Below are 26,495 nucleotides of genomic sequence, written 5' to 3'. Positions count from 1 at the left end.
GAATAGCATATTATCTTATGTAGCTTTTAAAGTTTTACTCATATATATTTTCATATATCTATTTTGTTTCTTACTTCTTTTAAACTCCCGAAAACCAAGTTTCTGATAACATTTCATCGCTGAAGTATTTTCTGCCATAACGTCCAATATGTATTCTTGGTACGCTGCCATCCTCATACTTTCCCGAAGTAGAACAGAAGCTATGCCTTGCCGACGATGCGATTTCCTAACAGCGACAAACTCAATAAAGCCCGTATCAGATGGATAAGGAAGAGTGCGTTCAAACTCCGGTTTCAAGACAAGTTTGGCGAATATACCTTTTATCCAGCCAAAGTTCTTGCATAAAGCATAATAATCCGTATAAACCGCTCTACCCGTATGATCTGAAATACCTGCCACAGCTACAGCTTCAGCCCCGATTTCGGCAATATAAAATCTTTCCGTCCGTATTCCTGTAACAAGGGCTTTGACTACCTTTTCCGTATCTTTACAGAAAAAAGAGAAATCTCTCTCGAACCCTTCAGCTATACAAATGGCGATACTGCAACGGTCGCTTTCAGTTGCTTTCCTGATATGTAAGTTCATGGTTGGTTTCATAATATTATCTCTTTCTCATGGTTTGTGCTTTCCGCCGGGTCATCTCTTCTGCAAAAGCCTTGTATCCGTTTGTCTGGATGTAGCGGATGCATGCAGCACGGTCGGAATTAAACAGGAAAGCGAATATTTTTCCTAATACGTTGTTGTGTATCTTGCAGTCTTTTACATTCATATTACAATCAGCGCAACTATGATGCCCTTTTTCTATACAACATTGGCGAATTTTACACCATGTTGCTTTTTCGTTTTGCCTGCATCCCGGACATTTTCCATTGAGGTATTTGCGACATGCTCCGCAATACAGACCGCATGCAGCAATGTGCTCTGCAGAGGCGGTGATAGTTTTCTTGTCCATAGTTTCTAAATATTTCGTCTTAAAAATTGAAAGTGATTTTATTCTGATTTCAAAAATACGGAAATATCTTCAATATTCACCGTAAAAACAATAAAAGCAGGACAATTGCCCTGCTTTTATTGTTTTTATTGATATATTATCAATCATCAATATCAATCACTCTGAACTGTTTGTCAAACTTGATTTCCCATTTGCTTGAAAGTTTGATTTCGTGTTCTCTTGAATTTCTTTCAATCTTCAAAATCTTGTCACCAGGATAGTTGGTGTTTACATAATCCTTTATCTGCTGAGGGACAATCTGTGTCGGTACACCATCCTTGATACATTTTACTTCTGTCCATTCGCCAGATTTGTCGAATTCAATCTTGTCGCCTGAAGTGAAGATAACATCAAAACTCTTGTAGAACAGGTCTGTTTCCTGCTTTGCCATTGCAACCTTTGCATTCTTGAAATAAGTGGAAATGAATGTCTGGGCCTTCAACGGCAACTGACCAATCTGGATAGGTTTGTCTGTATCTGCTACAGCGATTACTGACATTGTGAACAAGCAAACGAATAAAAATATAACCTTTTTCATAACTATAAAAATTTAATTGTTAGTACTGTGTTTAATTTTATATTGCAAAGATTATACTCAATACTGAAAAGATTCTGGAAAAATCGGATTTTTCCTATTTTTTTTCGCAAAAAATCAATTTTCTCTACACCTTAACCTCAAATGCGTGCATTCCGTCCTTAAATTCATACACAATATTTATATTGTTTGCCTTACATATAGTATATACCAAGGCCAACCCCAAGCCTGTGGAACCTTCTTTCTTACTTCCCTGGTAGAATCGGGTGAATATCTTCGAGGAATCCAAAGCATTTTCGCCTGTATTGGCCACTATAAAGCCTTTATCCTTTACAACGACTTCAATTCTACCATTATCCGAGTTATGCAGATAGGCATTCTTCAGAAGGTTGGAAACAAGCATTACAGCCAACGATTCATTTATCCGCATTTGTAAGGATGAGGTTTCTGACAGGCTGACCGTTATATTCTTATAGGCATATACTTCATTGAACACATCTATATATTGATGTATCATGGAATTTACAGAAACGTCTTTTACATCGGCATACTGCCCGTTCTCAATCTTGCACAGGAGTAACAAAGACTTGTTCATGCGCGTAATGTTTTCAAGCGTCTGATGTGTCTTGGCTATTTCCTCCATCTGCTTTTCTGTCAGATTTTCGTCCTCCATAAGCATCTCCAGACGGTTCAGGCATATAGCAAGCGGAGTCTGCATCTCATGAGACGCATTACCTATAAAGAGTTTCTGCTGCTCGTATAGTTTCTCATTACGGTCAACGGACATAGTTACTGCCTGATAGAGGTTCTTGAATTCCGTTATGTTCTGCTTCGTGGAAAGAGGAGTATATCCGCTGCCAATCTTGTAATTGTTGAACCATGACAGAAGAGCATACAATGGTTTCATATTGCGCCTGAATATCCACACATTGAGCAGTAACAATATAAGGATGATACCGACATAGAGTGCAATTATCCATCCTAAGATAGACTGTTGCAAATCTATTTTATCTATAGTTGGAGTATAAACCACTAACTCCTTATACCCGCTGTCAGTCTTGAAAATTGACATCAGGATTCTTGCCGGTTCATATTCTAATTTCTCGTCGATATAGACCATCTCGTCGCGATACGATATTTGCGGATATGTTTCGGCATATTCCTCACTCACATCGTACATATAGAACTGATTGTTTGAACCATTGTTGAGCGAAGGCATATCCTCACCATTGAGATACCTGATAATCAGATTCTCTGAATAATCCTCAAGCGAATCGTCTACCTCGTCATTCACTTCAGCTATTATTGCCCAGTAGAAAAGCACCGCCCAGGCAGTCATTACTACTACCGATGCAGCAGATACATGCAGCATCACATTGTGAAACAGTTTCATTCCAATACGAATTTATATCCTATACCATAAACAGCCTTAAGTTCCGGAGTGGAACCTGCATCCTTCAGCCGCTTCCTCAGATTTTTTATCTGTGCGTATATAAAGTCGAAGTTGTCCACCTGGTCTATATGGTCTCCCCATACAGATTCGGCCAATGTACTTTTGTTCACCAGTCTGTTCGGACGAAGCATGAAATATACCAGTATGTCGTATTCCTTACGGTTTAAGTCAATCAATTTTCCATCCACACTCACTTCAAACTTCTCAGGCAGGATTTCGATATTTCCGAAAACGATTTTCTTCTCTCCTTCCCTCTGGTTTCTTCTCAGCAGACTTTTGATTCGTGCATGAAGTTCGGCCAGATGAAAAGGCTTCGGCAGATAATCATCCGCTCCGAGGTCAAGTCCCTTAACTTTATCTTCTATAGAGTCCTTGGCGGAAAGGATTATCACATTTGCCTTCTTTCCCATATCCTGTAGTTCGGCCAACAAGTCCAGACCATTACCGTCCGGCAGCATTATATCAAGCAGGATACAGTCGTAATCATAATCGCCGGCCTTCATCACTGCCGTATGGTAATCCGGAGCCTGCGAAACTACATATCTTTCCTTCTCGAGCGACTTGGTGATGATTTCCATCAAATCTTTATCGTCTTCTACTACAAGTATTTTCATTTTTCTGCAAATTATGTTCGTATATCCACAAAATTAAGAGTAAAACAGAAAATATAAAAAAATCGGTCTGAAAATCTTATAAAAAGATTTCCAGACCGATAAGATTGGCGATATTAATTAATAATGTGTTATTAATTATTCATTAAACCAACGTACGTAGCACAAATCCTGACGGTGAGCCAATTCAGAATTCTTAGGATACATACGGTATGAAACCTTGAAGCTTCCTGCATTCGATAAGCTGTGAGTGAGCTGGAATGTATACAAGTCGCCATCTACTTTCACAACTTCCATAGGAGTAACAGAGTAGATGTATTCCTTACCTTCAGCATTCTTGTAAGTTACAACAAGTTCGATACCTATTGCATCTTTCAAGCCCTTTTCGTCTACTACACAAGTTATTGTATAATCCTTACCGCTCTCTACATTACCTTCACGAAATTCTTCGTCCTTAGTAAACGAAACTACCTGTATTGAATCCCACTTAGCTGCAACTTCTTCTTTCCATGCTGCTATTTCCTTAGCCTTCGCATAATCATTAGCTGCAAGTGCTTTATAGCGGTTAGCTTCTTTAGTGTAGAACTTAGAATAGTAATCGTCAAGCTGACGTTTCATTGTATAGTGAGGAGCAACCTGTGCGATAGAGTTCTTGATAGTTCTAACCCATCCTTCTGAATAGCCCTTCTTGTTGCGAGCATAGTACAATGGAAGGATTTCAGTTTCAAGAATACTGTATATAGTAGCAGCATCAAGCTGATCCTGATGTTCCTGGTTCTGATATGTACGTTTTTCAGTCAACGCCCATCCTGCACCTTCGCGGTAACCTTCAAGCCACCAACCGTCGAGTACAGAGAAGTTTACAACACCGTTCATCAAAGCCTTTTCGCCAGATGTACCAGATGCTTCAAGAGGACGTGTCGGAGTGTTCATCCAGATATCAACACCTGAAACAAGACGACGTGCAAGCTTCATATCGTAGTTCTCGAGGAAGATAATCTTACCCAAGAATTCAGGACGCTTAGAGATTTCTACAATCTTCTTGATCAATCCCTGACCTGCACCATCGTGTGGGTGAGCCTTACCTGCAAACAGGAACTGTACCGGATAATTAGGGTTGTTTACAATCTTAGCCAAACGGTCAAGGTCAGTAAACAACAGATGAGCACGTTTGTAAGTAGCGAAACGACGAGCGAAACCAATCAATAGTGCGTTAGGATTAATCTTATCCATCAATGAAACCACACGTGAAGGATCACCCTGGTTCTTCAACCATGTATCGCGGAACTGGTTACGTATGTAGTCAGTCAGTTTGTTCTTCAATGCTACACGAGTGTTCCAGATTTCTTCATCAGGTACATTGTAGATAGCTTCCCAGATCTTAGGATTAGACTGATCGTTCAGGAAGTTTGCATCAAAATGCTTGCTGTAAAGTTTCTGCCATTCCGAAGCACACCATGTTGGGAAGTGAACACCGTTTGTAACATATCCTACGTGGTTTTCTTCAGGATAGTAACCTTTCCATATTCCAGAGAACATTTCCTGAGATACTTTTCCGTGCAACCAGCTCACACCGTTAACTTCCTGACAAGTGTTGCAAGCGAATGTAGACATACAGAAACGTTCGTTGTTGTCACCCGGATTGATACGTCCAAGGTCCATCAGATCCTGCCATGAGATACCCATACGCTGTGGATAACCACCCATATATTTACCGAACAAACCTTCATCGAAGTAGTCGTGACCAGCAGGAACCGGAGTATGTACAGTGTACAGTGAAGAAGCACGTACCACTTCAAGAGCCTGTTCGAATGTCATTCCGCTTTCCACGAATTCACACAGACGCTGAACGTTGCACAATGCAGCATGTCCTTCGTTGCAGTGGTAAACATCTTTCTTGATGCCAAGTTTCTCTAGCAACAGCACACCACCAATACCAAGAAGAATTTCCTGTTTCAGACGGTTTTCCCAATCGCCACCATAAAGCTGGTAAGTGATAGGACGGTCGTATTCGCTATTCATTTCATTGTCAGTATCAAGCAGATACAAAGGCACACGACCTACGTTTACTCTCCATACGTATGCATGTACATAGTAGTCAAGGTAAGGAACATCAATCACCAATGGCTTGCCGTCTTCACCGATTACACGGTCCAAAGGAAGGCTACCGAAGTTCTGAGCTTCATAGTTAGCCACCTGCTGTCCGTCCATTGACAGGCTCTGAGTGAAATATCCGTAACGGTATAGGAAACCTACAGCACACATATCTACATTGCTGTCCGAAGCTTCTTTCAGATAGTCACCGGCAAGAATACCAAGACCACCGGAATAGATCTTCAATACATGAGTCATACCGTACTCCATACAGAAATAAGCCACAGATGGGCGTTCCTTGTTAGGAGCAACATTCATGTAATCAGTAAATTTCTTATATACCTTATTTATTTTATCCAAAGCCTTCTTGTCTGTAGAAATGGCTTCGAGTTTTTCGTAACTTAAACGTTCCAAGAAAGCAACCGGGTTTTGTCCCACTACACTCCATAATTCAGGATCAAGAGACTTAAACATATCTGTTGCTTCATAATTCCATGACCACCAAATGTTGCGGGCCATTTCCTGTAACATCTTCAAAGAATCTGGAATGCGAGATTTCACTGTAACCTCTTTCCATACAGGAGCATTAGCATAATTTGTTTTAATTTTCATATCTCTCAAATACTTAAAATTATTAATTCTCTTTATTTGTTCTCAAGTCTAGCCGAAGCATTGCGCAGAGCTACATCATATGCTTCGTAATAATATTTAATAAAATGCTTCCATAATGCCTTTTCTGCTATTGCAGCTGCATTCTTACGGATTTTGTCTACTTGTTTCTTTTCTAATGACGAAAATTCGCAAATAGTATCTTTTATGGCATCCGCCACTTCCGAATAGTTATAATCTGTACGATGTATAACCTTTACTCCGTCGCTAAGTTCACCATTATGTCCCACTATGGAATTTACCCATAATCCGAATCCAGCCAAATCAGAAGTGATTGTAGGTACTTTGAATGCCACACTCTCAAGAGGTGTATATCCCCATGGCTCGTAATACGATGGATATACACTCAAATCGTTGCCAAGCACCAAATCATAATATGTCATGTTCAGGATACCGTCTTTTCCGTCAAGATAGCACGGAACAAAGATTACCTTCACTTTAGAGTCCGCAGAATTTGACATATTCAGATACTTAAGCATATCCAATACCTGGTCATGACTCATGTTATGCAACCAATGCGTCACAAACGGTACTTCTAGAGGCGTATCAAAATTTTCCTTGCTGCTTAATCTGTCTTTGAGGTCTTGTCTGGCTTCACCCACCCATCCAGGCACGTTTATAAAAGCCAAAACTTCTTTTTTAAGATTCTTATCTCTAGTAAGGCGATTTAGAGTTTCAAGGTAAACATTAATTCCTTTATTCTTAAATTCATATCTTCCACTTGTACCTATTATGAGCGTATCATCTCCCATATTTGTACCGAGCAGTTTGTTTGCAAGATTAAGCAATACCTGTCTTGCTTTTTTACGTTTTGCAGTGAATGTACGTCCCTGAGGCACAAAATCGTCCTCAAAACCATTCATCAGTACCACATCTGCCGGTTTTTCAAGCAGTTCCTTACATTCATTATTTGTAATCTCGCTAACCGTTGTAAAACAGTCCACATGATGCGCAGTCTGTTTCTCTATAGAGTGTTTAGACTCCATATTCAGTTCTCTGGCCATCTGGTCGCCATTATAGGCAAACAGATAATCATATAGCGGTTTGTTGTTTCCTGCTATAGAGCGACCTATTGATGTGGCATGTGTAGTAAATATCGTCGCTATCTGCGGGACATGTTTCTGTATATACAAAGCTCCCAGTCCTGTCATCCATTCATGAGCCTGATAAACTACTTTCTTAGTGTCGTCCAGGAAGAATCTGTAATAACTTTCAACTACTTTACCGGCTGCATACGAGAACATAGAAGCCTCATCGTAATCACCATATGCATGCAAAGAATCCACTTGATAGTCTACCCAGGCCTGGGTATAGATTTCATTCTTTTGCTCAAAGAAAGGAGCAAAATCTACTAGAATTGCGATTGGATTTCCCGGAATGTTCCATCTTCCAGTCCTAAAACTTAATTTTTCCGAGCTCAAAGCATGTTCACGCCAGTCTTTGAGCAGTTTTTCATCCTCAACAAACAAAGGATTTTCTTTTCCCAACCATACATCAGGTCCTATGAAAAAAATCTTATCCTCGAATGCTTCCTGCAAAGTTTTCGCTCTTGTGGATAAGACGGTGTAAATTCCTCCAACTTTATTACACACTTCCCAACTAGACTCAAAAATATAATCAGGAGTTAAAAGCTGTTTCATCATCTTATAAGTTTAACTTTATTTGTTGCAAAGATAGGGAAAACATACATAAAATCAAAAAATCCAAACATTTTTTACAGAGATTTGGCGACGAATACTGAATAAATTATAATAAATTACATTATCAATACATAAAACGCCGATTTCACGTATACTCTTTTATTACATGAAATCGGCCTTTGCAGCTATATAATCCACTATTATGTTTTATGCTTCCGTCTGTTTTCTGGAAGATAACTTTTCCAGGAAATACACCAATAAGAAACCCACTATCATCAGCACCACTGCTTCTGCCACATATTGATCAGGAAGTATATTCTCTTCTATCAACGGTTTGGACACTCCATGACTGTCCGTGTGATACTCCACTACCCTTTTCCACGGCCAAACCTTATTAAGCGAGCCAAGCATAAAGCCTGTCAATACGGACAGTGTTATATTTCTGAAATTCTTCAATGCATAAGATAATATTCTTGAAAACGATGTTATACCAATAAATACTCCGGCACCGAATATAGCAAGTATAACTATATCAAGAGTTTTCACGGCCTCCATTATATAAAAATATTTTCCGAGCAGCACAAGTATAAAACTTCCTGATATTCCCGGCAAAATCATGGCACATATTGCTATTGCTCCACAAAGAAAAATAAACAGATAGTTTGTAGGTGTCTCGGCTGGAGTAGCCACTGTAATATAGTATGCCACACCTGCACCTATTATAAAAGACAAGATTGTCTTCCAGTTCCATTCCTTGATATCCTTTGAGACAAACCATGTAGAAGCCAGAACCAGCCCGAAAAAGAACGACCATACCAGTATAGGATGATCAGTGAGTAACCATGTAATAACTTTAGCCAGCGAAAATACACTTATACCTACGCCCAGGATTATAGAAAACAGAAAGTTTCCGTTTATACCTTTCCAGAATTCAGATATTCTGCCAGTAAAAAGCAGTTTAAGGTTTTTCAGATTGATACTCTTTATGGAATTTATAAGTTCATCATAAATTCCTACTATAAAAGCAATAGTTCCACCTGAAACACCGGGTACAACATCGGCAGCACCCATTCCCATCCCCTTCAATACCAGTGTTGCGTAATCTTTTAATTTACGTTCCATATCTTTTTTATTTACTGTTTTTTCTGCCTGCAAAGGTAAATAAAAATGCATAAAAGCCACACGAAAAAATGATAAAAATAAAACATCAAGACATTTTGAACAAAATGACAGGACATTTTAGTTGAAACGCCTTGACGTTTTTATTATATTTTTTTCATTCTGGATTGAACAAAAACATCAATCTTTTCGTTTTATAGATATAACCAAATAAAAAACATAAAATTATGTCGAAAACAGCATTCAAAGGTTCAGCCGTTAATTTGGCTGGAGAATTTATAAAGACTGGAATAACAGCACCCGATTTCACAATGGTAAAAGGAGATTTAAGTACATTCAAACTGTCTGAAACAAAAGGTAAGTTTATAGTGTTGAATATATTTCCAAGTCTTGACACAGGTGTATGTGCCACTTCAGTGAGAAAATTCAATAAACTGGCAGCCAATATGAACAATACTGTAGTTCTAGCCATTTCCAAGGACCTTCCATTTGCACAAGGAAGATTCTGTACAACAGAAGGTATAGAAAACGTTATTCCACTCTCTGACTTCAGAAGTCCTTCCGACTTCGATACAAAATACGGTGTTCTTATTGCCGATGGTCCACTTTGCGGACTCCTTGCACGTTCAGTAGTAGTTATTAATCCTGAAGGCAAAATCGTATATACAGAACTTGTTCCGGAAATCACGCAAGAGCCAGACTACGAATCGGCATTGGCCGCTATCAAATAAGACAAACAACACAATAACAAATCACTCATAACCACAAAAAAAGACCGAATCTAAAAGCCACTTCACGGATTCGGTCTTATTCATATGTTATAATTTTATCAGTCTTCGGAGAATTCCTTTATTCTCTGCTCCTCACTAAGACGGCAAACAAGCAACGTGTTATTCTTCTCCGCTATAATATATCCGTCAAGTCCCTGCACCACAACCTTTTTTTCCTGCGTGGTATGAACTACACAGTTTCTTGACTCATACATTTTTATATTATCGCCAATACACACATTGCCATACGCATCTTTGGTAGAGTTCTCGTGCAGCGAACCCCATGTTCCCAAATCACTCCAACCAAATGAAGCAGGGAATACATATATCTCGTCTGCCTTTTCCATTACAGCATAGTCCACTGATATATTTTCGCACATAGGGAACAGTTCGTTAATCATTTCCTGTTCTTTTTCAGTAAAGAAATACGGCAGCATTTTTTCGAAAATCTTGCTCAGTGCTGGCTGGTACACACGCATGGCATTCACTATCGTATTTACATTCCAAACAAAAATACCTGCATTCCAGAAGAAATTCTTCTTTTGTATATATCTTTTGGCTGTTTCCAGGTCTGGTTTTTCCTTGAATGCATCTACTCTGTATATCTCCTTATTAGAAGGACATGCCATAGTAAGATCGGCTTCTATATATCCATATCCGGTCTCCGGACGTGTAGTCTTCATTCCTAGTGTAACAATTGCGTCCGATGACAATGTAAATTTCATGGCCGAATTTATTACCCTTCTGAATTCATTTACATCCATTACGATATGGTCGCTAGGTGTAACTACAATATTAGCCTTTGGATTTTTCGATTTGATTTTCCAGCTCACATATGCTATACAAGGAGCTGTATTGCGACGACATGGTTCCAACAAAATCTGCTCAGATGGAATTTCCGGCAACTGTTCCTTAATGATGTGTTCATAGCTGGCAGATGTTACCACCCAGATATTTTCCGGAGGGCATATGTCCTTGAATCTGTCTACCGTCAACTGTATCAGAGTACGTCCGCATCCCAATACATCTATAAACTGCTTGGGCATCTCCTTGCTGCTCATAGGCCAAAATCTGCTACCTATGCCACCAGCCATTATCACAATATGATTATTCACATTCATCTCCATAAACATATCTCAAATTATAACTTCCGCAAAAATAGCTGTTTTTTCATTAAAAACAACAATATGAATAAAATTTCATAAACATAACATCAATAAGAAATCAGACGAATTCTTCCGATTAACGAAATAATGGTTATTTTTGTATCAGAATAACATAACAACCTGAAACAATGAAAAGATATCACTGCGTACTCACTATAGCAGGCTCCGATTGCAGCGGAGGTGCCGGAATACAGGCAGACATCAAAGCCATATCGGCATTGGGCGGATATGCCGCAAGTGCCATAACAGCCATAACCGTACAGAACACCTGTGGAGTAACCGGCATACATCCGGTGCCTGCACCGTACGTCAAGGCACAAATCGATGCCGTGATGACTGACATAAGACCTGAAGCCATAAAAATAGGTATGATAAACGACGTAGATATAGTAAAAGCCATTGCCGAAAGTATAAAGGAATACAAGCCGCAATTTGTTGTGTTCGACCCCGTAATGGTATCGACAAGCGGATGCAGACTGATTGAAGACGAGGCAATAGAAACTATTAAAAACGAACTTATTCCACTGTCTACGATAATAACCCCAAACCTGAGCGAAGCAATGGTACTGACAGGTTTCAATAATATAAGCGATGCCGAATCCATGAATGCTGCAGGCAAAAAAATACTGGAAATGGGATGTAAAGCCGTACTTATAAAAGGCGGACATTTGAACGGTAACGATATGTGCGATGTATTATGTATAGAAGGGACAGAAACACCATATATATATACAGCCTCAAAAGTAGACAGCAAAAACACACATGGGACAGGATGTACACTATCATCCGCCATAGCCACACAACTGGCTTTGGGGGACACACTTCAAGAAGCCGTAAGAAAGGCTAAAGAATATGTTCACAACGGAATTCTTAATGGCAAGGACATACACATAGGTAGCGGACACGGCCCTTTAAATCACTTCTATTCCCCTGTCCCGATGCACATTTTCACTGAAAATGAGTAATTATATGAAAAAATCATTACCTTTGCAGCACTATCAATAATTATTAAATATAAAAATCATGAAAGCATTTGTATTTCCAGGACAGGGTGCCCAGTTCGTAGGAATGGGTAAAGACCTGTACGAAAATTCGGCTTTAGCCAAGGAACTTTTTGAAAAAGCAAACGATATTTTAGGCTATCGTATCACAGATATCATGTTCAACGGTACTGATGAAGATCTCCGTCAGACTAAAGTTACACAGCCTGCAGTTTTCCTTCATTCAGTAATTTCTGCACTCTGTATGGGCGAAAACTTCAAACCTGAAATGACAGCAGGACACTCATTGGGAGAATTCTCTGCACTTGTAGCAGCAGGAGCTCTTTCATTCGAAGATGGCTTGAAACTGGTTTACGCACGTGCAATGGCTATGCAGAAAGCATGCGAGGCACAGCCTTCAACTATGGCTGCAATAATAGCATTACCTGACGAAAAAGTAGAAGAAATCTGTGCAAAGGTGTCATCAGAAGGCGAAGTTTGCGTAGCAGCAAACTATAACTGTCCAGGACAGATTGTTATATCCGGCTCTATAGAAGGCATAAACAAGGCTTGCGAACTTATGAAAGAAGCAGGAGCCAAACGTGCTCTTCCACTGAAAGTGGGCGGTGCATTCCACTCTCCACTTATGGACCCGGCAAAAGTTGAACTTGAAGCAGCTATCAATGCAACCGAGTTCCACACTCCGAAATGCCCTGTTTACCAGAACGTAGACGCAAAACCATATACTGATCCAGCCCAAATTAAGGCAAACCTGGTGGCACAGCTTACAGCTTCAGTAAGATGGACACAGACCGTGCAAAACATGATAGCCGATGGCGCTGATGAGTTTACAGAATGTGGCCCTGGAGCGGTTCTTCAGGGACTTATCAAGAAGATAAACAAAGAAGCCAATGCCCACGGCATAGAATAATATGAACAGAACAAGACACGTATATCCCTCAAAGGGTTTATACGTGTCTTTTTTATAAAGCTAAAATTTAAACACTATGAATCCTGAAGAAAAAATCATTATATATCAAGTCTTTACACGTCTGTTCGGCAATCAGGTCCTCACATGCAAGACCAATGGAAGCATAGACGAAAACGGATGCGGAAAAATGGATAATTTCACAGAGCAGGCCCTGGAAGAGATAAAGAAACTTGGGGCTACACACATCTGGTATACAGGAGTTATAGCGCATGCCACACAGACAGACTATACACAATACGGACTTAGCAAAGACCACCCGGCTGTGGTAAAAGGCAAAGCCGGATCGCCATATGCCATAAAAGACTACTACGACATTGACCCGGACCTTGCAGTCAATGTAGAAAAACGTATGGAAGAATTTGAGGCTTTGGTAACTAGAACACATGATGCCGGAATGAAAATGATTATTGATTTCGTTCCAAACCATGTGGCACGACAATACAAATCACTGGCCAAACCTGAAGATGTAAAAGATTTGGGAGAGGATGACGACACAACCGTTTCCTTCAGTCCAAACAATAATTTCTACTACATTCCAGGAGAGGAACTGAAAGGGGACATTGACTTATACGACCCTGAAGCAGGAAAATACACAGAAATGCCTGCCAAGGCTACAGGGAACAACAAATTCGACGCATGGCCAAACAGAACGGACTGGTACGAAACCATAAAACTTAATTACGGAGTAGATTACTATAACAATACAGGTTGTCACTTCTCTCCTATCCCAGACACTTGGGTTAAGATGCGTGATATTCTGTTATTCTGGAGCGCAAAAGGTATAGATGGTTTCAGATGCGATATGGCAGAAATGGTGCCATGCGAATTCTGGGGATGGGCTATTCCACAGATAAAAGAGAAATATCCCAATATAATCTTCATAGCAGAAGTATATAATCCTCAAGAATACAGAAACTATATTTTCAATGGCCATTTCGACTACCTGTACGACAAGGTAGGCCTATATGACACACTTAGATCCGTAATTTGCAATAATACATCTGCTACCGCCATAACAGGATGCTGGCAAAGCATAAATGACATACAGAATCACATGCTGAATTTCCTTGAAAACCATGATGAACAGCGCATTGCATCCGACTATTTTGCAGGAAATTCGCATAAGGCATTCCCGGGAATGATTGTTTCGGCGTGTATGAACACAAACCCTGTTATGATATATTTCGGACAAGAACTGGGTGAAAGTGGAATGGACACAGAAGGATTCAGCGGAAGAGACGGACGAACTACAATATTCGATTATTGGAGTATTGACAGCATACGCCGCTGGACAAATCACGGAAGATTCAACACACATCTTCTGAATGCCAAGGAGAAAGGAATAAGAAACTTCTATAAAACCCTGCTGAATATCTGCAACGAAGAAAAATGCATCTCGCATGGTGAATTCTTTGACCTTATGTACGTAAACATGAACGGCTGGCAGATGGATGAGCATAAGCAATATGCCTTCCTCAGAAAATATGAAGACGAGGTGTTGCTTATAGCTGTAAACTTTGGAGATATGAACATGCGGGTGGCAATAAATATTCCGGAACATGCATTCCAATACCTGTCAATGACTGAAATGGAAAATATAAAAGTCAAGGATCTGCTAACCGGAAAAGAAGAAAAAATAAACTTCACTTCACGCAAACCTGTAGGAACAGATCTTCCTGCCAACAGTGGTAAGATTCTGAAAATAAAGTTGAAATAAAATGATATTATAAAACAAAAACGGCAGCTTCATCGGCTGCCGTTTTCGTTTGGTTTTATCGTTTCATAAGTCCGATTTTCAAATTCAATTTGAAGTAATATACCCCGTTTTCCCTTTCCAGATAGCCATACTTGTCTTTTTCAGTAGAACCTTTTTCCAAACGGCTGTTCTGATATAGGAAATCGGCAAACACCTGTCTGAAAGCTTTCTGATAGCATAACACCTCACCATCGGCAGTAACAAACAGGAATCCGGATATTGCAGAGTCAGTTCCGTTATACATTTTTGCCGGACGCATACCCATAGCCAAAGCCAACAGAAGTTCTTTCACCTTATATTCATAATAGCCGTGCTTATTTATAAGTTCATCCTTGATTTTAAGCGGATTAAGTTTCTTTATTTCTTCTGTAAGTTCTGACACCTTAGTTATACCGTCGAGCCACATGATACGTGTCATCTCTGCAAACATACGTCCGGCATGAAGGTCTATTATTGAGAGATTGCTTCTGAATATCTTATCCACCACATCATTATATTTCAGAACGCCTCCCAAACGTTCAATCATCAGCATTCTGCTTGTAACATCGTCCTCCTCTCCTTCTGCATTGATTTTATTTATTGTAGGAACAGCAAATTTTACTCCCGACTGTTCGAACTTGAAGTTGGCAGAACGTCCACCGTCAATCAAAGGCAACATCTTTCCACCCATTCTTGAACGTATACAAAAACCGGTAAGTGGCGCATCAACGTTATAGAAAGCAACAGAAAAGTCTGTACGGTCCTCAGTCTGAGCTTCCAGATTGAATATAGCTACCTCGTCAAGAAACTCTTCAACACCGTCAGGCGACATAACATCATTGCCGGAAGTGTTTTTAATGGCCTCCTTTATCAGTTCTGCCACAGTGTCGAAGTCCTCGCGTGGAATTCTTTTATCAATATTCTCACCCTTCACGTTAATGTAGTCATTATCAATAACGTATTGACGTGTTCCATCGTGTTCCTCACGCTGTATCATAGCCACAGGTATCTTATGCGCTTCATTGCGCTTCACATCAGGCGTTCCGGCAAATACATATCCGTCTGCCAGAATACGAAAGAAAGCGTAAAGCTCGCCCCATTCTCTTTTTGTTGCTTCAAATGCCATAAATTATCATTATTAATCTGCTGCAAAGATACGGATATTTATTTAACTTTGCAGCCATGAAACTAATATTCTATTCGGCAGACTTAAGTACAGAACTCGATTTACCTATAGCAGGTGAAGCTATACGTGCAGGGTTCCCAAGCCCGGCGCAAGACTACATGACAGATTCGATAGATCTGAACAGAGAACTTGTGTCGCATCCGGCCACTACATTCTATGCCCGTGCTGTTGGAGATTCAATGACCGGATTCGGTATATCCGATGGCGACCTTCTAGTAATAGACAAAAGTATAGAACCTATGGACGGCGATATAGTAGTAGCATTCATTGATGGGGAGTTTACGCTTAAAAGAATAGAAAAAGAAGAAAACGGGAATTGCATGTGGCTTATACCAGGAAACAAAGAATATCCTCCAATAAAAATTACCGAAGAAAACGATTTCATAATCTGGGGAGTCCTTACTTATAACATAAAAAAGCAACTCATAAGATCCAGACGAAAAAGAGATTGATTATCAGTCCAGATTTACCTGTATTATTTCATCAAGATTAGTAGTAAAACGTCTTGATATATATTCTTTTTTAAGTTTCCACTTCATATCATATCCCTGCACAGCCACCCTTACCGTATTAAAACCGTTTTTGCGGTTTATATCTTCTATAGCCTTTGCCAAGGATGCACGTTTATTACGGTCAACCGTATCAAATAAATTTCCCTGAACCGCACTGTCACTACAAGTATCCCAAACTATAACACCGGCTTTCTTATAAAAATAGTTTGCCGACCGCCCTTTCCAATTTTCCCTCAATACACCGACAGCAGCCGATACCAATTCCATCAAATCATTTGTAGGAACCTGGAAATATACATTTTCATGAATATAATCGCTGGGCAAATCATCCCTAAAACGGCTAGTATATGCAAAAACAGTCATGGCGCCACATACAGTTCTGTCTTCCTTAAGCTTTCGTGAGCATTGAGAGGCAAAATTTGCCACAGCTTCTTCAAGAGTAGGCAGGTCATCAATTCCTCCATCGGAAAAACTACGGCTAGTACATATGGATTTCTTATTCGGCAGTTCCTCAATATTAATACAGCTCTCACCCTGTAATTCTTTCCATGTATGTACACCTGCCACTGTAAGTTCACTCCTGACCCATGTTTCCGATTTCTGCACAAAATCCCAGGCTGTCTCCACACCTATACTTTTAAGCCTGGCTGAAATTCTACGGCCTATTCCCCAAACATCGGCTATATCAAAAAGTTTCAATGCTTTTATTCTCTTCTCCTCAGTATCTATGATACATACAGAATGATATCCCTTATATTTCTTGGCAAACTTACTGGCCATTTTAGCCAATGTCTTTGTTTCTGCTATACCCAGAGATATTGGAATGCCCGTTCCCCTGGTGACAAACTTCACCATACCGCGCGAATAAGCCAGAAGCTCTTCAGGAGAACCCATTCCTGTGAAATCCATAAAAGCCTCATCTATGGAATATATATCAAGTTTCGGAGTATATCCCGACAAAAGAGACATAACCCTCCTGCTCATATCGCCATAAAGTACATAATTGCTGCTGAAAACAGCCACTCCATTATCTTCAATCAGCTTTCTGACCTGATAGAAAGGTGTACCCATCTTTATTCCCAGCATTTTAGCCTCATTGCTACGAGCAATAACACAACCGTCATTATTCGACAAGACAACACATGGAGTATTCCGTAAATCCGGACGGAATACCCTCTCGCATGACACAAAAAAGTTATTACAATCTACCAGGCCTATCATTTTTATTACTATCCATTTCTACGAACAAAGTTATTAATTGTTTTTATAGCAACAATACAATGCTAGAAATTAAAACAATAAAACCATTTTTTTGGAGCAAGATAAAAAAACACTCATATCGCAGCAAAAACAATACATCATATTAAAATCAAAGCAGATAAAAACCAATAAATTGCATAAAAAGATGCGTGATATTTCAAATTTTTATTATATATTTGCGCTAAAATTTCAAATTATTAATATCATGAAGATAAAAAAGAATTTAGGACTCACACTTCTATCAGCTGCAGTATTGGTATCATGCAGCACAAAACCAGAAAAGACTGAAAGTTTCATTGATGCCGAAATCAGTAATATGGTAGCACAGCATACTATCCAAACTGATATTATAGAAAAAAGCGGTAAAATCCTCAATCCTCGTACTCTTGACAAGAACGGGAATATCCACTATGTACCTATTGATGACTGGACAAGCGGATTCTTCCCTGGAAGTATGTGGTTGGACTACGATTTGACAAAAGACGAAAAATGGAAAAAACTTGCTGAAAAATATACTGAAGACCTTGATTCTGTGAAACACCTTAAATGGCATCACGATGTAGGTTTCATGATTGGATGCAGCTACCTTACCGGTTACAGAGTTGCAGACAAGCCTGAATATGTTGACGTAATAGTAGAAGCAGCCAAATCACTTTCTACACGTTTCCGTCCGGGAGCAGGCGTTATCCAGTCATGGGATGCCGACCGCGGATGGCAGGGTAAACGCGGATGGGAATGTCCGGTTATCATCGATAACATGATGAACCTTGAATTGCTTTTCGAAGCTACTAAATTCTCTGGCGACTCTACATTCCACAAGATTGCCGTTTCTCACGCTGACCAGACAATGAAGAATCACTTCCGTCCGGACAACAGCTGCTATCACGTTGTTGACTATGCACTGAAAGACGGAGCCGTTCGCAGCCGTCAGACAGCACAGGGTTATGCGCACGAATCAGCATGGGCTCGCGGTCAGGCATGGGCTATCTACGGATATACCACTTGCTACCGTTATACTCACGACAAGAAGTATCTTGACCAGGCAGAAAAGACTCTTAACTTCTACCTGAACGACAAGAACCTTCCAGAAGACCTTATCCCATATTGGGACTTTGATGCTCCTAACATCCCTAATGAACCTAGAGATGCATCAGCTGCAGCTTGTATAGCATCTGCATTATACGAAATGGACGGTTACTGCCCGGGCAAGAACTACAAGGAACTTGCAGACAAGATTCTGACAAACCTTTCTTCGCCTAACTACAAGGCTAAAGTCGGTGAAAACGGTAACTTCATCCTTATGCACTCTGTAGGTAGTATTCCTCACGGTCAGGAAATAGATGTACCTCTGAACTATGCAGACTACTACTATCAGGAAGCTATTGTACGTAAACGTAATCTGGAAAACAACCAGCCATTACCTTTTGTAGGAAAATAACAGACAAAATTAATAATTAAAAATCAAATCGGGACAATCCCGTAGAAATATCTGTATTGCTTTGGGATGAGAATTCTTGACATCACATTATGCGATACAGATATTTTTTTCTTGACACCATTAATCAAAGCTATAAAAATCATGAGAAATCTAATTCTTCCACTTACAGGTCTGTCATTCTTTTATACCGGATGTGCGCAGAAACAAGAACAGAAGACACCGGAAATGCCTAACGTAGTATATGTTTTCCCGGACCAATACAGAAACATGGCTATGGGCTTCTGGAATGAACCTGAATTCAACAAGAACGTAAATTTTAAGGCAGACCCGGTACATACGCCAAATATTAACAGATTTGCCAAAGAATCACTCGTGCTTTCGAATGCCATGAGCAACTGCCCTTTAAGTAGTCCACATCGCGGTAGCCTCCTCACAGGAATGTATCCTAACGAAAGCGGAGTTCCCCTGAACTGTAACTCCAGTCGTCCTATCAGTTCGCTGCGTACAGACCTGGAATGTATAAGCGATGTTTACAGCAAAAACGGTTATGACTGTGCATACTTCGGAAAACTGCATGCCGACTTCCCTACTCCTAACGATCCTGAAAATCCTGGTAAATATGTAGAAGACAGAATACCGGCATGGGACGCATATACCCCTAAAGAAAGACGTCACGGTTTCAATTACTGGTATTCATATGGAACATTCGACGTACATAAAGATCCACACTATTGGGACAACGAAGGAAAGAAACACGAGCCAAAGGAATGGTCGCCAATACATGAAGCGAAAGAAGTCGTGTCATACATCAAGAATGAAAGAAACCAGCGCGACACAAGCAAGCCGTTCTTCATCATGGTAGGTATGAATCCTCCTCACAGTCCGTACCGTTCGCTTGACGACTGCATGGAAGAAGATTTCAACCTCTATAAGGACCAGCCTATAGACAGTCTGCTTATCCGTCCTAATGCTGATAAGAAACGCGCCAAATCCGAATCTGCAAGATATTACTTCGCATCAGTAACCGGTGTCGACCGTGCCTTCGGTATGATACTAGACTGTCTGAAAGAAATGGGACTCGACAAGAACACAATAGTAGTGTTCACTTCCGACCACGGCGAGACCATGTGCAGCCAGTTTACTGACGACCCGAAAAACTCACCATACGCAGAATCCATGAATGTTCCTTTCATCATCAGATACCCGGGACACCTCCGTCCAAGAGTAGACAATCTGATGATTTCCACTCCTGATATCATGCCTACAATGCTGGCAATGAGCAATCTTGAAGAGTTCATCCCGAAAGGTATACACGGACATAACTATGCACCATTTTTTAAAGAAGAAGAAACTGAAACTATAGCACGTCCTGAAGGAGCCCTATACATACAGAATATGGATGGAGAAAAAGACAAAGATGGAAATGTTATAAGCTATTTTCCTCGCTCCAGAGGTATAAAGACACATAAATATACGTTGGCCCTATACATAGACAAGGAAAATAAACTTACAAAAACATTATTTTTTGATGATGAGAAAGACCCTTATCAGCTGAACAATCTTCCACTTGACGAAAACAAACAGGCAGTAGAAGAACTTCTTGCACTCATGGGCAAACAATTGAAAGAAATAAACGATCCGTGGTATACGGAACAGATACTTTCCGACATGATAAAATATTAATACATATTATGTCCGGCTACATATCTATAAAGATAAAATGGCCGGACATTTTCAATTATTCCAAATATCAATAATATGAAACGAATATTATCAATCCTTCCATCACTGTTATTCGCTACTTGTGTCATGGCAGACAACATAACCGTAGGCACTACGCAAGACCTTGTAAACGCAGCATTAACAGTCAAACCAGGCGACACTATTCTATTAGCCGACGGAACATACAGAAACTTACGCCTTTCCGTAAACACAGACGGGACTAACGACAAGATGATAACCATAAAAGCACAAAATCCAGGCAAAGCATATATCTCCGGCAATTCCGCAATCGAACTCCGTGGAGACTACATCCATCTGTCAGGCTTGTATTTCAAGGATGGCAGCAGAAATCCGGGTGAATGGAAAACACATGGCCCAGGCATAGTAAGCATATACGCCGACCATTGCGAGATATCCGACTGTTTGTTCTATGATTTCGACAAAGCAAACTCATCTTACATATCCACTAATCTCGATGAAAACGGCCACGTTCCTCAGTTCTGCCACATACACCACTGTGCCTTTATAGGCAAAACCACTCAGGATCAGGTAATAAATCTTAACAACACAAGAAAGAAAACCCTTGAGGGAGAACCCGGTAAACCAATGTATCACCGCATAAGCTACTGTTACTTTTCGAATCCTCCGAAAAAAGGTAATGCAGGAGGAGGCATCAGAGTAGGTTACTGGCGTAAGGACTATGGCAGATGCCTGATAGACCATAACCTTTTCGAAAGACAAGATTCCGAAGCGGAAATAGTGACAAGCAAATCGATGGAGAACGTATATTTTGCCAACACTTTCATAAACTGCCGCGGAACACTGAACTTCCGTCATGGCGACAAACAAGTAGCACTAAACAACATATTCATAGGTACAGACGAAATGTACGGTTATGGCGGTATGTATATATGGGGCAGCAACCATATCATAGGAAATAACTTTTTCTATCTTCCAAGAACGATGAAAGACAGAGGATTTGCAGGAATATATTTCAACTGCGGACCCAAAGCTAGCGAGCACGCCCTGGCATACGATATGACGGTAGTGAGCAACACATTTGTTGCCGTACAGGGAAGTGCGTTCAATCTTGCTCCTATGTACGACAGACGACTCAAAGCCTTTGGAAATGAAACGGAACTACCGCACGACATAACATTCGTAAACAACTACGTTTCCACCCATAACAAGACCAAGTCCATATGGCACGAAGAAAACGGCAATTCTGCCAAACAGACATGGAAAGGTAATGTATGTTCAGGCATCGACGTATCCGGCATCAACGGTTGGGAAAACGGCACAGCACCAAAAGGTATAAATATTGACGAACTGAATAAAATACTTCCATACACATCCATCGAAGGCATAGATATGGATTTTGTGAAGATACTATCCACTCCTCTTCAGGACAAACCCCTCAACAAAAAGATTACAGGGCCAACCTGGTGCGACGAATATCCGGGTAATTATGCCGAAACAGGGATTTTTGCACAATAACCGCAAATACCGGTGGATGGCGTTTTTACTTAAGCAAATAGATATAAACGGGATGGTATTTCGAAGCTATATTCTTCAACACCCCGCTGTCCACCAGATGTTTTATATATCGTGAGGATTTTGAAAGATTGAAACCCATCAGTCTCTCAAAATCCTTACGTTGCATATATTCATTTTCTGAAAAATAGTTTTTCAGCCTTTTCATTACTTCTTCATCTGTTATTTTTTCCGAATGACGGGAACTGTCTTTAACCCTTACCAGGTTAGCAGTCTCAAATTTATCCATAAGAACCTTTTCTGGAACAAACTTTATTCTCCTGACCCTTACATCTGCATTATCCATATTTACAGAACCCTCTTCTGAATTACAGCTAAGGCTCAGACTGAAATATCCCAGTCCGTCAATATGTACTGAATAGCCGTCGCTCAATGCATCATACAGCTCATCACTGATAGCTGTCAGTACCGCAGCCACATCGGCAGGTGTAGCAGTACACTTTCTCGTGATATTCTCACGAAGATTTTTGGTTGTAATGACGTCCTTCGTCACTACCTTGGCATGCAGTTTTTGACTGCCGGTTCCCTCATTGACGGGATTCTCGTACAAATCATATTCTATTTCCATAATCTTAAAAACTTTGTTTCGTTTCACATTTCCAGACGGCTTTATCCGTCTGTCTCCACACGTTCGTGTGGATAACTGCGCACGCCCGTATGGAACACTCTACACGAACGTGTGGAGGTAAAGATGCTTAAAATTCTCAATATGACCAAACTTAATTATAATTTATTTCTCGCCTTGTCTGTATTTGTCCGTGTTCGGAATTTTATGGTAGTGAGAATATAAGAGTGGTGAAATTAATCAAATTTTCTCCCCCCCCAAAAAATAACACTAATAATGGATTGAGCTGTATTATACAGAGAAAAGTTCTTTAATACAATCATGATATAACGCTTTTTCGCTATATTTGCACAATAATTGTATAATAACCTTTGAATTATGGTCATGCAAGTTTCATTCTAACAGTATTAGGGTTGTGTGAGCTGATAAACAAATCATTGCCTTGTAACTCAATTAGGGGTTAAAGATATGACAGTATCAGGTTGGTATATCAATAAGTATCAGCCATCCATTTCCCAACTTGTTGAAATTGCCAAACTATCAAATGTAGATATAAAAGGATAAATAGAAGATTATGATACCAATACTATTAGGTAATTAAAATGGATAAGCTCACACCAGAACAAAGACATCGCAATATGCAAAATGTGCATTCAAAGGGCACTAAGATTGAAATTATGTTTGCAAAGCTCTTGCATGAAGCCGGAGTGAAATATACTAAGAACAATCGTAAGATTGTCGGTTGTCCAGACTTTGTGTTCAGACAAAGAAAAGTAGCAGTATTTCTTGATGGTGACTTTTGGCATGGTAAAGATTGGGATATACATCGAAATGACCACAAAACCAACCAAAGATTTTGGCACACTAAAATCGAAAGAAATATTAAACGAGACAAAGAGGTAAACGCTGCCCTCATTAATGCAGGCTGGACAGTTCTTAGGTTTTGGGAAACAGAAATAAATAAAACACCTGATGTTTGCTTAAACAAGGTATTACGAATATTACAAAATAAAAATAATAGAACAATGGACAATTTGTCTATCATTGAAAATATAAAAGGTACAAAAGTAAAGATGCAATATTATGGTCCTCATTGTTTTGATGCAGAGGGAAATGTTATGTCTTTTGGCTCGCAAATGGCGGTTGTTTCACACTATCTTCATAATAAAGGCTACGCTTCAGATAAGACCTATAAGGAAAAAGCTTTAGGTTTGATGGAAGATATGTATCGTAGTATGGAAGAAGAAAAAAAGGAGGGAAAAAATGTGGTAGCTGAAGACGCATTTCAAATGAATATGTTCAAAGATTTTTTTAATGTGCCATTTCTTCCGTCAGACAAACCCAAATTCACTTTTATAGACCTTTTTGCCGGTATTGGAGGCTTCCGTATGGCTATGCAAAATCTTGGTGGTAAATGTGTATTTTCCTCTGAATGGGATGAACAGGCACAACGAACCTATATGTTGAACTATGGAGAAGTGCCTTTTGGCGATATAACAAAAGAGGAGACAAAGGGGTATATACCAGATTCCTTTGACATTCTTTGTGCTGGATTTCCTTGTCAAGCGTTTTCTTTGGCTGGTAAACGTAGAGGATTTGAAGAAACACGCGGTACTCTTTTCTTTGATGTGGCTGAGATAATACGCCGCAAACGTCCTCGTGCGTTCTTTCTCGAAAATGTAAAAGGACTACTCATTCATGATAAAGGAAAGACTATTGAAACAATCCTTAATGTATTGCGTAACGACCTTAATTATTATGTACCCGATCCACAAATAGTGAACGCCATGAATTTTGGTGTGCCACAACATCGTGAGCGTGTCTATATTGTCGGTTTTCGTAAAGATCAAAATGTAAGCGAGTTTACATATCCTGAGCCTACAGACAAGACTAAGACCTTTGGTGATATAAAAGAGGTTGAATGTCCGTCTGTAAAGTATTGGCTTTCTACTCAATATATTCAAACTTTGGTGGCACACAAAGAAAGACATGCATCCAAAGGAAACGGCTTCGGATATGAAATAATACACGACGATCAAGTAGCCAATGCTATTGTTGTAGGCGGTATGGGAAGAGAGCGTAATCTTGTTATTGATAACCGTCTGACCGATTTTACACCTGTAACAAAAATTAAAGGAGAAGTAAATCGTGAAGGCTTACGAAGAATGACCCCTCGTGAATGGGCACGCTTGCAAGGATTTCCTGACAACTTCATCATTGGAGTAGCTGATGCTTCTGCCTACAAGCAGTTTGGTAATTCGGTCGCAGTACCAGCCATTCAAGCTACAGCTGAACAAATAATTAAAAGATTAGATTTCACTCCTAAACAATACAAGAAATGATAACAGCAAATAAAGGAGAATGGAGCGAGTTGTACGTACTCTTCAAACTTTTGGGTGAAAAGAAAGTACACGCCGGAGATGGAAATTTGAATAAACTAGAAGTATACTATCCAGTATTAAAGGTGCTTCGTGACGAATTAGAGAGACATTTGGAATACTCTATTGATAAGGATATCGTAATTATAACCGAAGATGAAACCGAAATTGCAAGAATCAATATTGTAGACTTCTTTACTCAATCAAAAGAATTATTTAAGTGTATTCAAGAAGGAGGTCATGGAATAGGTGCCTTTGAAATCCAATCTATTAACGACTTCTTGAATAAAATTCATTGCAAAAAAGTAAAGGCCAAATCAATAGACAAGGCTGATATACATATTGTCATTCATGACTACCACACAGGAATGGAACCTAGTTTAGGTTTTAGTATTAAGTCTGATGCCGGGGCTGCTCCTACGTTGCTAAATGCGTCTGGTGCCACCACATTTACTTATGAAGTTAGCGGTGGGCGTATTGATGATAATGTAGTCGATTGTATTAATGCTATTAATGGAACAGGCTGCGTAATAAAAAGAGTTAAGGCTATCCAGCAAGCTGGTGCCGAACTCAAATTTTCATCTGTTCCCAATCAGATATTTGACAATAATTTGAGGATGATAGATAGTAATCTACCCGAAATTATAGGTTGGATGCTCGCTGACTGTTATGCTCAAAAGGATATGAATATAAAGGAAGCTGCAGAACGAATAAGTAAAAACAACCCTTTGAACTATAACTTGTCGCAAGGACATGATCACTATGGATATAAGATAAAATCTTTGATGGTTGCGACTGCTCTTGGAATGCTTCCTTCAAAGGCTTGGAACGGCAGGTATGAAGCAACAGGAGGCTATCTTGTTGTGAAGAGCGATGGAGATGTGATTTGTTTCCACTTGTATGACCGCAATTTATTGGAGGATTATCTTTTTAATAATACAAAATTTGAAACGCCATCCAAGAAACGTTATAACATGGGGAAAGTTTATCGCAATGGAAATAAGTATTACTTTAACTTAGTTTTACAAATTCGCTTTTTATAATCCTAATTTTCGCATGTAAACTTGACTCTCGTGTTACATACAAATATTAGGTAAATACCTCTTTTTATAGGTTTCTTTTGTTG

22 protein-coding genes are annotated in these 26,495 nt (G+C 39.7%); 10 read left to right on the top strand and 12 right to left on the bottom strand.

The genetic code is table 11. The features are described from left to right. Nucleotides 1–15: 15 nt before the first annotated feature. From I6E11_RS11900 to I6E11_RS11865, 8 genes are all read right to left on the bottom strand, one after another. Nucleotides 16–597, bottom strand: coding sequence for a GNAT family N-acetyltransferase (locus tag I6E11_RS11900; RefSeq protein ID WP_235338247.1), 582 nt, complete (start codon nt 595–597; stop codon nt 16–18). A gap of 4 nt (nt 598–601) precedes the next feature. Next, complete coding sequence (locus tag I6E11_RS11895) at nt 602–952, bottom strand: DUF3795 domain-containing protein (protein ID WP_235338246.1); 351 nt, start codon at nt 950–952, stop codon at nt 602–604. A 139-nt stretch (nt 953–1,091) separates the two neighbouring features. Further along, nucleotides 1,092–1,529 carry a PepSY-like domain-containing protein gene (locus I6E11_RS11890; RefSeq protein WP_235338245.1) on the bottom strand — a complete coding sequence of 146 codons (438 nt, stop codon included), beginning with the start codon at nt 1,527–1,529 and terminating at the stop codon, nt 1,092–1,094. Nucleotides 1,530–1,653: 124 nt separating this feature from the next. Next, nucleotides 1,654–2,919 carry a sensor histidine kinase gene (locus I6E11_RS11885; protein ID WP_235338244.1) on the bottom strand — a complete coding sequence of 422 codons (1,266 nt, stop codon included), beginning with the start codon at nt 2,917–2,919 and terminating at the stop codon, nt 1,654–1,656. Then, nucleotides 2,916–3,593, bottom strand: coding sequence for a response regulator transcription factor (locus tag I6E11_RS11880; RefSeq protein ID WP_235338243.1), 678 nt, complete (start codon nt 3,591–3,593; stop codon nt 2,916–2,918). Before I6E11_RS11880 ends, I6E11_RS11885 begins: the two co-directional genes overlap by 4 nt. A 135-nt stretch (nt 3,594–3,728) precedes the next feature. Next, the gene (gene glgP / locus I6E11_RS11875) at nt 3,729–6,296 is read right to left on the bottom strand and encodes an alpha-glucan family phosphorylase (protein ID WP_235338242.1); all 2,568 of its coding nucleotides are present in this window, start codon (nt 6,294–6,296) and stop codon (nt 3,729–3,731) included. 32 nt (nt 6,297–6,328) lie between these two features. Then, the gene (locus I6E11_RS11870) at nt 6,329–7,996 is read right to left on the bottom strand and encodes a glycogen/starch synthase (RefSeq protein ID WP_235338241.1); all 1,668 of its coding nucleotides are present in this window, start codon (nt 7,994–7,996) and stop codon (nt 6,329–6,331) included. Between the two features lie 204 nt (nt 7,997–8,200). Beyond that, the gene (locus tag I6E11_RS11865) at nt 8,201–9,115 is read right to left on the bottom strand and encodes a polyprenyl-phosphate transporter (RefSeq protein ID WP_235338240.1); all 915 of its coding nucleotides are present in this window, start codon (nt 9,113–9,115) and stop codon (nt 8,201–8,203) included. A gap of 224 nt (nt 9,116–9,339) precedes the next feature. On the opposite strand from I6E11_RS11865, the gene tpx reads away from it, so the two are divergent. Then, the gene (tpx, locus tag I6E11_RS11860) at nt 9,340–9,843 is read left to right on the top strand and encodes a thiol peroxidase (RefSeq protein WP_235338239.1); all 504 of its coding nucleotides are present in this window, start codon (nt 9,340–9,342) and stop codon (nt 9,841–9,843) included. Nucleotides 9,844–9,941: 98 nt separating this feature from the next. Here the strand turns inward: tpx and I6E11_RS11855 are convergent, their stop codons facing one another. After that, nucleotides 9,942–11,003: a mannose-1-phosphate guanylyltransferase gene (locus I6E11_RS11855; RefSeq protein WP_235338248.1), complete on the bottom strand. Its 1,062-nt coding sequence runs from the start codon at nt 11,001–11,003 to the stop codon at nt 9,942–9,944. 173 nt (nt 11,004–11,176) lie between these two features. Between I6E11_RS11855 and thiD the strand changes: the two genes are divergently transcribed. The 3 genes from thiD to I6E11_RS11840 all read left to right on the top strand — a co-directional run bounded on the left by thiD (nt 11,177) and on the right by I6E11_RS11840 (nt 14,736). Beyond that, the gene (thiD, locus tag I6E11_RS11850) at nt 11,177–12,013 is read left to right on the top strand and encodes a bifunctional hydroxymethylpyrimidine kinase/phosphomethylpyrimidine kinase (protein WP_235338238.1); all 837 of its coding nucleotides are present in this window, start codon (nt 11,177–11,179) and stop codon (nt 12,011–12,013) included. 58 nt (nt 12,014–12,071) lie between these two features. Beyond that, nucleotides 12,072–12,959 (top strand): ACP S-malonyltransferase, encoded by an 888-nt coding sequence (gene fabD, locus I6E11_RS11845; RefSeq protein WP_235338237.1) that lies wholly within the window; start codon nt 12,072–12,074, stop codon nt 12,957–12,959. Between the two features lie 76 nt (nt 12,960–13,035). After that, the gene (locus I6E11_RS11840; protein WP_235338236.1) at nt 13,036–14,736 is read left to right on the top strand and encodes an alpha-amylase family glycosyl hydrolase; all 1,701 of its coding nucleotides are present in this window, start codon (nt 13,036–13,038) and stop codon (nt 14,734–14,736) included. Between the two features lie 55 nt (nt 14,737–14,791). Here the strand turns inward: I6E11_RS11840 and I6E11_RS11835 are convergent, their stop codons facing one another. Next, nucleotides 14,792–15,880: an HpaII family restriction endonuclease gene (locus I6E11_RS11835; RefSeq protein WP_235338235.1), complete on the bottom strand. Its 1,089-nt coding sequence runs from the start codon at nt 15,878–15,880 to the stop codon at nt 14,792–14,794. A 56-nt stretch (nt 15,881–15,936) separates the two neighbouring features. On the opposite strand from I6E11_RS11835, the gene I6E11_RS11830 reads away from it, so the two are divergent. Further along, the gene (locus I6E11_RS11830; protein WP_235338234.1) at nt 15,937–16,392 is read left to right on the top strand and encodes a LexA family protein; all 456 of its coding nucleotides are present in this window, start codon (nt 15,937–15,939) and stop codon (nt 16,390–16,392) included. Nucleotides 16,393–16,395: 3 nt separating this feature from the next. Here I6E11_RS11830 and I6E11_RS11825 read toward each other — a convergent pair whose 3' ends face one another. Then, nucleotides 16,396–17,673: a Y-family DNA polymerase gene (locus I6E11_RS11825; RefSeq protein ID WP_235338233.1), complete on the bottom strand. Its 1,278-nt coding sequence runs from the start codon at nt 17,671–17,673 to the stop codon at nt 16,396–16,398. A gap of 244 nt (nt 17,674–17,917) precedes the next feature. Between I6E11_RS11825 and I6E11_RS11820 the strand changes: the two genes are divergently transcribed. From I6E11_RS11820 to I6E11_RS11810, 3 genes are all read left to right on the top strand, one after another. After that, complete coding sequence (locus I6E11_RS11820; RefSeq protein WP_235338232.1) at nt 17,918–19,150, top strand: glycoside hydrolase family 88 protein; 1,233 nt, start codon at nt 17,918–17,920, stop codon at nt 19,148–19,150. A 141-nt stretch (nt 19,151–19,291) separates the two neighbouring features. After that, nucleotides 19,292–20,833 carry a sulfatase family protein gene (locus I6E11_RS11815; protein WP_235338231.1) on the top strand — a complete coding sequence of 514 codons (1,542 nt, stop codon included), beginning with the start codon at nt 19,292–19,294 and terminating at the stop codon, nt 20,831–20,833. Nucleotides 20,834–20,908: 75 nt separating this feature from the next. Beyond that, nucleotides 20,909–22,369 carry a chondroitinase-B domain-containing protein gene (locus I6E11_RS11810; RefSeq protein WP_235338228.1) on the top strand — a complete coding sequence of 487 codons (1,461 nt, stop codon included), beginning with the start codon at nt 20,909–20,911 and terminating at the stop codon, nt 22,367–22,369. A 25-nt stretch (nt 22,370–22,394) separates the two neighbouring features. Here the strand turns inward: I6E11_RS11810 and I6E11_RS11805 are convergent, their stop codons facing one another. Beyond that, nucleotides 22,395–22,994, bottom strand: a complete 600-nt coding sequence (locus tag I6E11_RS11805; protein WP_235338215.1) for an HU family DNA-binding protein — start codon at nt 22,992–22,994, stop codon at nt 22,395–22,397. 599 nt (nt 22,995–23,593) lie between these two features. Between I6E11_RS11805 and vsr the strand changes: the two genes are divergently transcribed. Both vsr and I6E11_RS11795 read left to right on the top strand, forming a co-directional pair. Next, nucleotides 23,594–25,333 (top strand): DNA mismatch endonuclease Vsr, encoded by a 1,740-nt coding sequence (gene vsr, locus I6E11_RS11800; RefSeq protein WP_235338213.1) that lies wholly within the window; start codon nt 23,594–23,596, stop codon nt 25,331–25,333. Further along, on the top strand, nt 25,330–26,412 hold the full coding sequence (locus tag I6E11_RS11795) for an HpaII family restriction endonuclease (RefSeq protein ID WP_235338207.1): 1,083 nt from the start codon (nt 25,330–25,332) through the stop codon (nt 26,410–26,412). Before vsr ends, I6E11_RS11795 begins: the two co-directional genes overlap by 4 nt. Nucleotides 26,413–26,495: the final 83 nt, after the last annotated feature.

It is taken from the genome of Bacteroides caecigallinarum (assembly GCF_021531075.1).
In the GTDB taxonomy this organism is placed as follows: domain Bacteria; phylum Bacteroidota; class Bacteroidia; order Bacteroidales; family Bacteroidaceae; genus Phocaeicola; species Phocaeicola caecigallinarum_B.
Note: the sequence above shows the minus strand (reverse complement) of the source record. Positions and strands in the feature narration are given on the sequence as shown.